General features: G+C 66.2%; 10 protein-coding genes. 7 read left to right on the top strand and 3 right to left on the bottom strand.

Going from position 1 to position 8,589, the window contains the following annotated elements:
• The 7 genes from IPK20_19815 to IPK20_19785 all read left to right on the top strand — a co-directional run.
• A partial coding sequence (locus IPK20_19815) for a choline dehydrogenase (GenBank protein MBK8018729.1) occupies positions 1 to 531 on the top strand: 531 nt, incomplete at its 5' end.
• A 259-nt stretch (positions 532 to 790) separates the two neighbouring features.
• A complete protein-coding gene (gene ribB, locus IPK20_19810; protein MBK8018728.1) occupies positions 791 to 1,900 on the top strand; it encodes a 3,4-dihydroxy-2-butanone-4-phosphate synthase in 1,110 nt (369 codons plus the stop codon).
• Positions 1,901 to 1,914: 14 nt separating this feature from the next.
• Positions 1,915 to 2,397, top strand: coding sequence for a 6,7-dimethyl-8-ribityllumazine synthase (locus IPK20_19805; GenBank protein MBK8018727.1), 483 nt, complete (start codon positions 1,915 to 1,917; stop codon positions 2,395 to 2,397).
• Complete coding sequence (nusB, locus tag IPK20_19800; protein MBK8018726.1) at positions 2,294 to 2,845, top strand: transcription antitermination factor NusB; 552 nt, start codon at positions 2,294 to 2,296, stop codon at positions 2,843 to 2,845. Before IPK20_19805 ends, nusB begins: the two co-directional genes overlap by 104 nt.
• A gap of 105 nt (positions 2,846 to 2,950) precedes the next feature.
• Positions 2,951 to 3,904 carry a thiamine-phosphate kinase gene (gene thiL / locus IPK20_19795; protein ID MBK8018725.1) on the top strand — a complete coding sequence of 318 codons (954 nt, stop codon included), beginning with the start codon at positions 2,951 to 2,953 and terminating at the stop codon, positions 3,902 to 3,904.
• The gene (locus IPK20_19790) at positions 3,888 to 4,400 is read left to right on the top strand and encodes a phosphatidylglycerophosphatase A (GenBank protein MBK8018724.1); all 513 of its coding nucleotides are present in this window, start codon (positions 3,888 to 3,890) and stop codon (positions 4,398 to 4,400) included. Before thiL ends, IPK20_19790 begins: the two co-directional genes overlap by 17 nt.
• Entirely contained in the window at positions 4,393 to 4,896 is a 504-nt protein-coding gene (locus tag IPK20_19785; GenBank protein ID MBK8018723.1) for a CinA family protein, read from the top strand. The genes IPK20_19790 and IPK20_19785 overlap by 8 nt, the downstream gene beginning before the upstream one ends.
• A 72-nt stretch (positions 4,897 to 4,968) precedes the next feature.
• Here IPK20_19785 and IPK20_19780 read toward each other — a convergent pair whose 3' ends face one another.
• The 3 genes from IPK20_19780 to IPK20_19770 are packed head-to-tail and all read right to left on the bottom strand — an operon-like array spanning position 4,969 to position 8,534.
• A complete protein-coding gene (locus IPK20_19780; protein ID MBK8018722.1) occupies positions 4,969 to 5,190 on the bottom strand; it encodes a hypothetical protein in 222 nt (73 codons plus the stop codon).
• 37 nt (positions 5,191 to 5,227) lie between these two features.
• The gene (locus IPK20_19775) at positions 5,228 to 6,148 is read right to left on the bottom strand and encodes an adenylate/guanylate cyclase domain-containing protein (GenBank protein MBK8018721.1); all 921 of its coding nucleotides are present in this window, start codon (positions 6,146 to 6,148) and stop codon (positions 5,228 to 5,230) included.
• Positions 6,141 to 8,534, bottom strand: coding sequence for a protein kinase (locus IPK20_19770; GenBank protein ID MBK8018720.1), 2,394 nt, complete (start codon positions 8,532 to 8,534; stop codon positions 6,141 to 6,143). Before IPK20_19770 ends, IPK20_19775 begins: the two co-directional genes overlap by 8 nt.
• Positions 8,535 to 8,589 lie beyond the last annotated feature (55 nt).

Genomic DNA, 8,589 nt, shown 5'->3' with positions numbered 1-8,589 from the left:
TCTTCGCCCGCGAGCTACCGCGAAGGTTACGTCGGCGTGCTGGACGTCTTTCCGGGCATGACCTGCGGCGTCTGGCAGCACCGTCCGCAAAGCACCGGCACGGTGGAGATCCGGTCATCCGATCCGTTCGCGGCTCCACGGATCCAGCCCAACTACCTGTCGCACGCCGAGGACCGGCGCACGCTGATCGACGGCGTACGGCTGGCGCGGAGGCTGTTGCGCACCCGGGCGCTCTCTCCGTTCGTGGTGTCGGAGAGCATGCCCGGAGTGCAGGTCCAGCGGGACGACGAGGTCCTGGACTTCATCCGGCGATACGGCGTGTCGTCCTATCACGTGAACGGCACCGCCCGGATGGGACCGGCAGGCGATCCCGGCGCCGTGGTCGACGCATCGCTCAGGGTCCACGGTGTGGACGCACTGAGAGTCGTGGACGCCTCGGTCATGCCCCGCATTCCTTCGGCCAACACGTGCGCGGCGACGATGGCGATCGCGGAGAAGGCGTCGGATCTCATTCGCGGCGAACGGGCCTGATCAGCGGGGACAGGCAGACTGGGGCTTCGTTCGGCGAGATCCTCGCTCGCGGAACCGCGTTTGCGGCGTGCCGGCGTACGTTTCCCCGGCGTCGTGGCCGCGCCGGAGTTTCCGCGTGGACGCCCGGAGTCCGGATGCCGAGGCCGGGTCGACACGGTAGAATGCGGTCCCTTTCGCGCGGGCGGCACGCACGGGCGACTTCTTGGCGCAGGTGTCTCTCGCTTCGCCTCAGGCGAACGCACATCAGGCAACGCAACGCATGACCATCAGTGCAACACCCGAGATCATCGACGAGCTTCGCGCCGGCCGCATGGTCGTGCTCGTCGACGAGGAGGATCGCGAGAACGAAGGCGATCTCGTCATGGCGGCCCAGTTCGTCACCCCCGAGGCCATCAACTTCATGGCCCGATTCGGACGGGGGCTCATCTGTCTCACGTTGACGGAGTCTCGCTGCCGGCAGTTGAACCTGGGCCTGATGGTGTCCAGCAACCGTTCGCAGATGGGGACGAATTTCACGGTATCGATCGAGGCAGCCGAGGGCGTCACGACCGGCATCTCGGCGGCGGATCGTGCGCATACGGTCAGGACTGCAGTGGAGCGGGATGCCCGGCCTGGCGACGTCGTGCAGCCGGGACACATCTTCCCGCTGATGGCCCAGCCCGGCGGTGTGCTCGTGAGGGCCGGCCACACCGAGGCGGGCTGCGATCTTGCCCAGCTCGCCGGCGTGGAACCCGCCGCCGTCATCTGCGAGATCCTCAAGGACGACGGCACCATGGCGCGGCTGCCGGACCTCGTGGAATTCTCCAGGCAGCATGGCCTCAAGATCGGAACCATCGCGGATCTCATCCACTATCGCAGCCGGACGGAGTCTCTGGTCGAACGTGCCCACGAGCGGGTCCTGCCAAGCGTTCACGGCGATTTCCGCCTCGTCGCGTACGTGGACAAGACCACGCGCGACACGCATCTCGCACTCGTGAAGGGGGACGTGGCCACGGAGGACGAGGTTCTCGTGCGTGTGCATGAACCGTTCTCGGCTCTGGATGCTCTGGACGCGAGGGACACCACGCACTCGTGGAGTCTGAACGATGCCATGCAGACCATTGCCGGCGAGGGCCGCGGCGTGATCGTCCTGCTGCACAGGACCGAGACGGGCGCCGATCTGCTCGCGCGCGTCTGTGCCGATAGCCGCGGGAACGGGCGGCGCAAGCTGGATCTGCGCACCTACGGCATCGGAGCCCAGATCCTCCGTGACCTGGGCGTGGCGCGCATGCGCCTTCTCGCACATCCTCGCCGCATGCCCAGCATGACCGGCTTCGACCTCGAGGTGACCGGGCACGTCGAGCCCCGGCCGCCTGCGCGATCCGCCTGATCCGGGAGAACACCATGGCAAGGTACGACGACATCTACGAGATCGGATCCGATCTCTCGGGGGAGGGGCTGACGATCGGCATCGTCATGAGCCGTTTCAATTCCGGTGTGTGCGATGCGCTCCTGCGCGCGTGCGTGACCGAACTGCTGTCGCTCGGAGTCCGAAAGGACGACATCACGATCGTCACGGTCGCGGGCGCACTCGAGATTCCCATCGCGCTTTCCAAGCTGGCCGGGTCGGGCCAGTTCACGGCACTGGTGGCGCTGGGCGCCGTGATCCGCGGCGAGACGTATCACTTCGAGATCGTGTCCGACCAGTCCGCGGCCGGGATCATGCGGGTGCAGCTCGACAGCGGTGTTCCGGTCGCGAATGGAGTGCTGACCACCGAGACGGATGCCCAGGCGGAGGAACGCATGCACGTCAAGGGGGCCGAGGCGGGGCGTGTGGCCGTGGAGATGGCCAACCTGCTCCAGGCCATCGAGGACGAACGTGACTGATTCCGCAGAGCCCAGACCCCGCCCCAAGAACGCGCGGCGCATCAGCCGCGAACTGGCCGTCCAGACGCTCTACGCCTGGCTCATCAATCCTCGTGAAGCCATGGAGATCAAGCGGGACGCCCGGCTGGACGAGCGCTTTCCGAAGGCGGATGCCGCCCTGTACGACCGTATCGTGGACGGTGTCCTGTCCCATTCCGAAGGACTGCGCGAATCGCTCGCCCCGCTGCTCGACCGGAAGGTCGACAGCCTGTCTCCTGTTGAACATGCCATTCTGCTGATGGGGGCGCTGGAGCTGTCGGCGCACGTCGAGACGCCCTATCGGGTCATCATCAACGAGGCCGTGGAACTGGCCAAGACCTTCGGCGGCACCGATGGTCACAAGTACGTCAACGGAGTGCTCGACCGCCTTGCTATGGAAGTGCGGCCGGACGAAGCCCGGCGGCGTTGATCCGGCACGGGCGACCTCGGTCCTCGCCCCCTTGCCGGTCCGCTATCCGAAGCATCGCACCTCCCTCGTGACGAAGCCCGGAGCAGGGGCGGTTAGAATTCCGTCATGTCTTCCGAGTTCGCTCTCATTGCCCGGTACTTCACGCCGGGTGTCAGTCACACAGCGGTGGCAGGAGGCGACGATGCGGCCCTGCTCGCACCGACGCCCGGCCGCCAGCTTGCCGTGACGACCGACATGCTCGTGGAAGGCGTCCATTTCCTGGCCGGTGCCGACCCGGAGTCTCTCGGACACAAGACCCTTGCCGTGAATCTCTCGGACCTTGCAGCGATGGGTGCCCAGCCGCGGTGGGCCTTTCTCGCCATGGCATTGCCGGACGCCGGCGACGAATGGTGCGAGGCGTTCTCCCGCGGACTGCTGGCGCTCGCGCGCAGGTTCGACGTCGACCTGGCGGGAGGCGACACCACGAAAGGGCCGCGCAATCTGTGCGTGACGGCGATCGGAGAAGTGGCGCCTGACCGGGCCTTGCGGCGGAGTGCCGCGCGCATCGGCGACGACATCTATGTCAGCGGGTGTACCGGGGAGGCGGCATTCGGTCTGCGGACGTATCGTGAAGCCACCGGTGCGCATTCCGCGGACGTGCGGCATTGCCGCCGCCGGCTCGATCGTCCGGAACCGCGAGTGTCACTGGGCACACGTCTCGCCGGCGTCGCACAGGCGGCCATCGATGTTTCGGATGGACTCCTCGCCGACCTTGGCCATGTGTGCGAAGCCTCCAACGCGGGTGCGGAGCTTCAGTGGGATCGGCTGCCGCATTCCTCCGCGCTCGCCACCCTTTCGCCTCAGGATCGCGCAGCGGCCGTGCTGGGGGGCGGCGACGACTACGAACTGATCGTGACCGCACCGGAACGATCGCGCGAGGCCGTGTCACGCATCGCCTCGGAATCCCCGGTCGCGCTGACCCGCATCGGCCGCATCGTCGAAGGCCCGGGAGTGCGTGTCTTCGATCGAAGCGGTTGCGTCATGGACACGTCGAGAAGTGGCTATGACCACTTCCGTTGAGTCCTCGCCAGTCCGTCCGACCGCCGCGTTCGTCCTTCGGCACCCGGCCCACTTCATCGCGTTCGGCTTCGGTTCCGGATTGATGCGGCCGGGACCCGGCACGGCCGGAACCCTGGCCGCCGTGCCCCTCTTCTGGTTCCTTCATCCGCGACTTTCCGACGGCCAGTTCCTGCTTGTCCTGCTTGGGCTGTTCGCGCTGGGCATCTGGGCATGCAACCGCACCGGCAGGGCGCTCGGCGTGCACGATCACGGCGGGATCGTGTTCGACGAGATCGTCGCGTTCCTGCTCGTGATGTTCATGATTCCCAAGACGCTCTGGTGGCAGGTCGCCGGATTCTTGCTCTTCCGCTTCTTCGACATCGTCAAGCCTCCGCCCATCGGCCACTTCGACCGGACGCTGAAAGGCGGGTTTGGCGTGATGCTGGACGACCTGCTGGCTGCGTTCTATGTCCTGCTCGCAATCGCTATCTGGAAGACGGTGGTGACGGATGGATGACGCCTCTCTCCACGATCTCGCGGCCAGGGCGGGGCAGGCGCTTGCGTCGCGTGGCTTGCGTCTGACCACGGCCGAATCCTGCACGGGGGGCGGCATCGGGGCCGCGATCACCATGGTGGCCGGGAGTTCCGGCTGGTACGAGCGCGGCTACGTTACCTACAGCAACGATGCCAAGCGGACCGAGTTGGGCGTTTCTGCCGATACTCTCGCCCGGCACGGTGCCGTATCGGAGCCCGTGGTCCTTGAAATGGTCGAGGGTGCGCTGGCTCGAAGCGGAGCCCAGGTGGCGGTCGCGGTCAGCGGTGTCGCGGGTCCTGGAGGCGGCACGCCGGCCAAGCCGGTGGGCATGGTATGTCTGGCGTGGGGAAGATCGGATGGCGTCCGTGAAGTGCGGACATTCCGGTTTCCCGGCGATCGGGCCGAGGTCCGCGGTCGCAGCGTGGTGGCCGCGCTCGAAGGGATCATCGACATCGCCGGGCGCCCGTTCACCGCCTGACGTCAGCCATCACGCGGCAACGATGCCGGGGTGAAATGCCCGGGGGGGCGACTCGCGCGAGGCGGGAACCGTTCAGCGAAGATCGGAATACCGGCCGCAGGCGGTGATGCGATCCCATTTCCGGTTGACCTGCAGTTCGAAGAAGCGCGACCGGGGTATGGGAGGCCCGCAAGAATCGTCGGGGAGTCTGCTGGCCAGATAGCGGTCGTAGGCGTCGTCTCCGGATAGCGCTCTGAGCGACTTCCAACCGTGCCAGCACAGCCACCACAGCAGATCGGCGATGGCGCGCGTCATCGCCGGGGCTTTCCTGTGGAGGGGCGGCCGGGCGAGTTCACTCGATGTAGTAGCGGAGTTCTTCCGCGCCTTCCGAAGAAGGCGGGTCGCCGAAGAAGATGCTGCCGCGACCGTGCAGCACCGTCTCCTCGCGATTCAGGCGGACTTCGTCCCCGTCCTCCGGGCGGACGAACGTGCCGTTCGTGCTCGTGTCCTTCACGAAGAACTTGCCCTGGCGGGCTTCGATACGGGCGTGATTGCGGGACGCGCGGCGGGTGGTCAGAACGATCTGGTTCGTGGCGTCCCGTCCGATGGTGATCGAACCGGATTCGACCCGCCAGCGGTAGGTGCCGAACTTGAGTTCCAGGGCGGTATTGGCCTGGGGACCACGCTGCGAGATGGTGCTCCCCACGAGCGTCAGGTCGGCGCCGAGATCCCAGACAACTTCGTGCAGCCGGATCTCTGCGTTGCGGCCACGCAACGACGCATGGCCGAGCGCACGGACTCCGTACTTGAGATAGGCCGGCAGTGTCGAACAGGCGGCGTCGCCCACCAGGATCTGGCCCGCACTGGCGAGTGCCACGATGCGCGCCGCCACGTTCACGGTATCGCCGAAGGCGTCGCCGTCCTTGCGCAGGACCGGTCCGGTATGAAAGCCGATGCGCAATCCCATGGCAATGCCGTTCACCGTCGGCAGTCCGCGCACGGCCGATTGCATCGCGCAGGCGGCGAGCAGAGCAGCGCCGCTGTCAGGAAAGATGCACATGATCTCGTCGCCGATCTCCTTGACCACCTCGCCCTGGTAGGCCTGGGCGGCGTCCGATGCGGCGGTGAGGCAGGCACCGACGCGGCGGAGCGCCTCGGTGTCGCCGAGCTGTTCGTACAGGCGGGTGCTGCCGGCCACGTCCGCAAAGAGGACGGTGAGGTCCTGGGCGGAGGTGGCCGCGGTAGCTTCGACGGTCTGTGCGGCGTTAGACATTCTGGGTGCGAATGGCGAGGACGACCTGGTTCCTCAGGGTCTTAAGCAAGGACAGTTCCTCGGCGCCGAAAGCCAGGGCGCCGGCCGTGTCGGCATCGCCGTACAGCAGTGCCACCGCCTTCTTGTTCAGCACGATGGGGAACAGCATCACGGACTTGGCGGGAACGGCCTTGCGGTACCAGTCGGGGACATGAGCCCTTATCTTGGGCGCGTCGATGTCATCGATCGAGATGTCGACACCCTGGGTCAGGGCGGCCTGGAAGATATCCCGACCGCCACTCAAGGGCACGGAAAACCCTTTCTTGACATGCTGTTCCGCGTCGACGCCCAGAGCCACACGGGCCTTCATGTAATTGCTGGCCGGGTCGCTGGTGAGGAGCATCACGCGGCTGAACCCGCCCGCGCGGTGCACCGTCTCGACGACGATCTTGAGCAGGTCGTTCAATACGAATTTGCCGACCAGGGCACCGGTGATGTCCTGGATGCCGGCCGAAAGTGTGGCCTTCCGCCTCGCCGGCAGCGATTGGGCGTCGCTCTCGCCGCCGCGGGCGGCCTGCTCTGCGAGCACCGCGCCGGTCAGGGTGTCGGAGAGTGTCTCGATCTCCTCGTCCTCGCTGAACTGGTGCGACCACGACACGGCCCGCTCGAAGAACGGGCTCGCGGTGGTCTTGAGGTCGAGGGTCTGGGCATCCCGGGCAATGTCCGCCACTGATTTCCCTACTGCGGCAATGATCTGACCCTGATCGACACCCAGCGCGGGGTCGAACCGGCCCTGAACCGCCAGGAGCCTGCCTTCCCGGTCGTCGTCGGGGGAGTGACGGATTGCATCCGTCATGGCGTACGCGAGGGCCGACAGCATGCGCAGACGCTCGGCATCACCGTTGGCGACGCGATCGGGATCCTCGGTCACCTCCTTCATGCTGGCGATCACGTTCGGCGGAAAGTTCCACGATCGCGCCACGGCAACCCCCAGTTCGTCCAGGGACGTACCGAAGACGCGGATGGCGGCCTCGCGTTCCGCAATGCCATTGCGGGCCATCTTCTGCATTTCCAGGAATTCGTCGTGGAAGTAGAAGGCGGCGAGCAATCTGCCCAGGTTATGGAACATCGCGGCGATGAACGCTTCTTCTCCGTCACGCACACCGGCGGGTCCGGCGAGGCTTCGCCCGAGCACCGCCGAGAAGTACGTGGCGATCAGTTCGTCCCGCAGATTGGCCGCCTGCGACTTGTTCTGCAGGGTGTCGAACAGGACCAGTCCGATGGCGATGGCGCGCACCTGATCGAAGCCCATCACCATGATGGCGCGGGAGACCGTCGAGACACCCCGGCCCAGCTGCCCGAAACGCGCCGTGTTGACCAGCTTGAGCAGCTTGTTGGTGAGCGCGAAGTCCTTGAGGATCGTCGCCGACAGCGCGGCGACTCCTTCCTTGGTGGAGTTCGCGGCCCGGCTGACGGCGCTGATGGTGCCCGACAGGGCGGGAAAGTCGCTCTTGACCTGGATGCGTCGCAACAGGAAGTCGAGGGTGCCACCCGCCGCTTCGGTGGGCACGGCCGCGATGGCGGGTCTGAGGTAGCTCTCGAGCGCCTCGCGAAAGGCTTGCGCCGACTCGAACCGCTCGTCGGGATTCTTGGCCAGCGCCCGCATCACCAGCGCATCCAGCCGTTCGTCCACCTGCTCCGCCCGCGTGGACGGCCGGTCGAAGGGCGTCGTGGAGACCTTGTGCAGAAGCTCCCAGACGGTCTTGCCGCTTACGGCGGGCGAACCGGTGAGCATTTCGTACAGCATCATGCCCATGGAGAAGACATCGGATCGCGGCGAGAACTCGCGCTTCGTGATGTACTCGGGGGCAGTGTAGGCCGGGGTGCCGTGAAACCCGTCCTCTTCGGCGCTTCGCGTCGAGATCAGCGCCGCGATCCCGAAGTCCATGATCCGGGGAATGCCATCCTCGGTCATCATGATGTTTCCGGGCTTCAGATCCCGATGGACCACGCCCTTCTGATGGGCGAATTCGATGCCCTTGAGAATCTGCACGGCGATCTCGCTGGCCCGCGCGGGTTGCAGCTGCCCGGATTTCTCGATCAACGTGGCGAGCGTGCTGCCCGCCACGAACTCGAACACCAGGTAGGGCTGCTCGCCGTCCCGTCCCGCGTCGAAAAGGGTGACGATGTTGGGATGCACGAGGCGGCTCATCATGATCGCCTCATCGAGGAGCGTCCTGACCGCGGCCGGATTGTTGCGCCCATCGACCTCGATGGTCTTGATCGCGACCTCGCGTTTCAGTTCTGGATCGTGGGCGAGCCAGACCGATCCCTGTGCGCCGCGCCCGAGCTGGCGCACCACTTCGAAGCGGCCGATGCTGCGTACCGTCTGGGGGAGAGAAGCCATGGGAGCGATAACGGCCGGATGCCCCCTTTCTTTATGCTGGGAACGCTCGGGAAAG

The organism is Betaproteobacteria bacterium (assembly GCA_016713305.1).
Classification (GTDB): domain Bacteria; phylum Pseudomonadota; class Gammaproteobacteria; order Burkholderiales.
The sequence above is the reverse complement of the archived record's forward strand: the minus strand, read 5'-3'. Positions and strand labels throughout refer to the sequence as shown.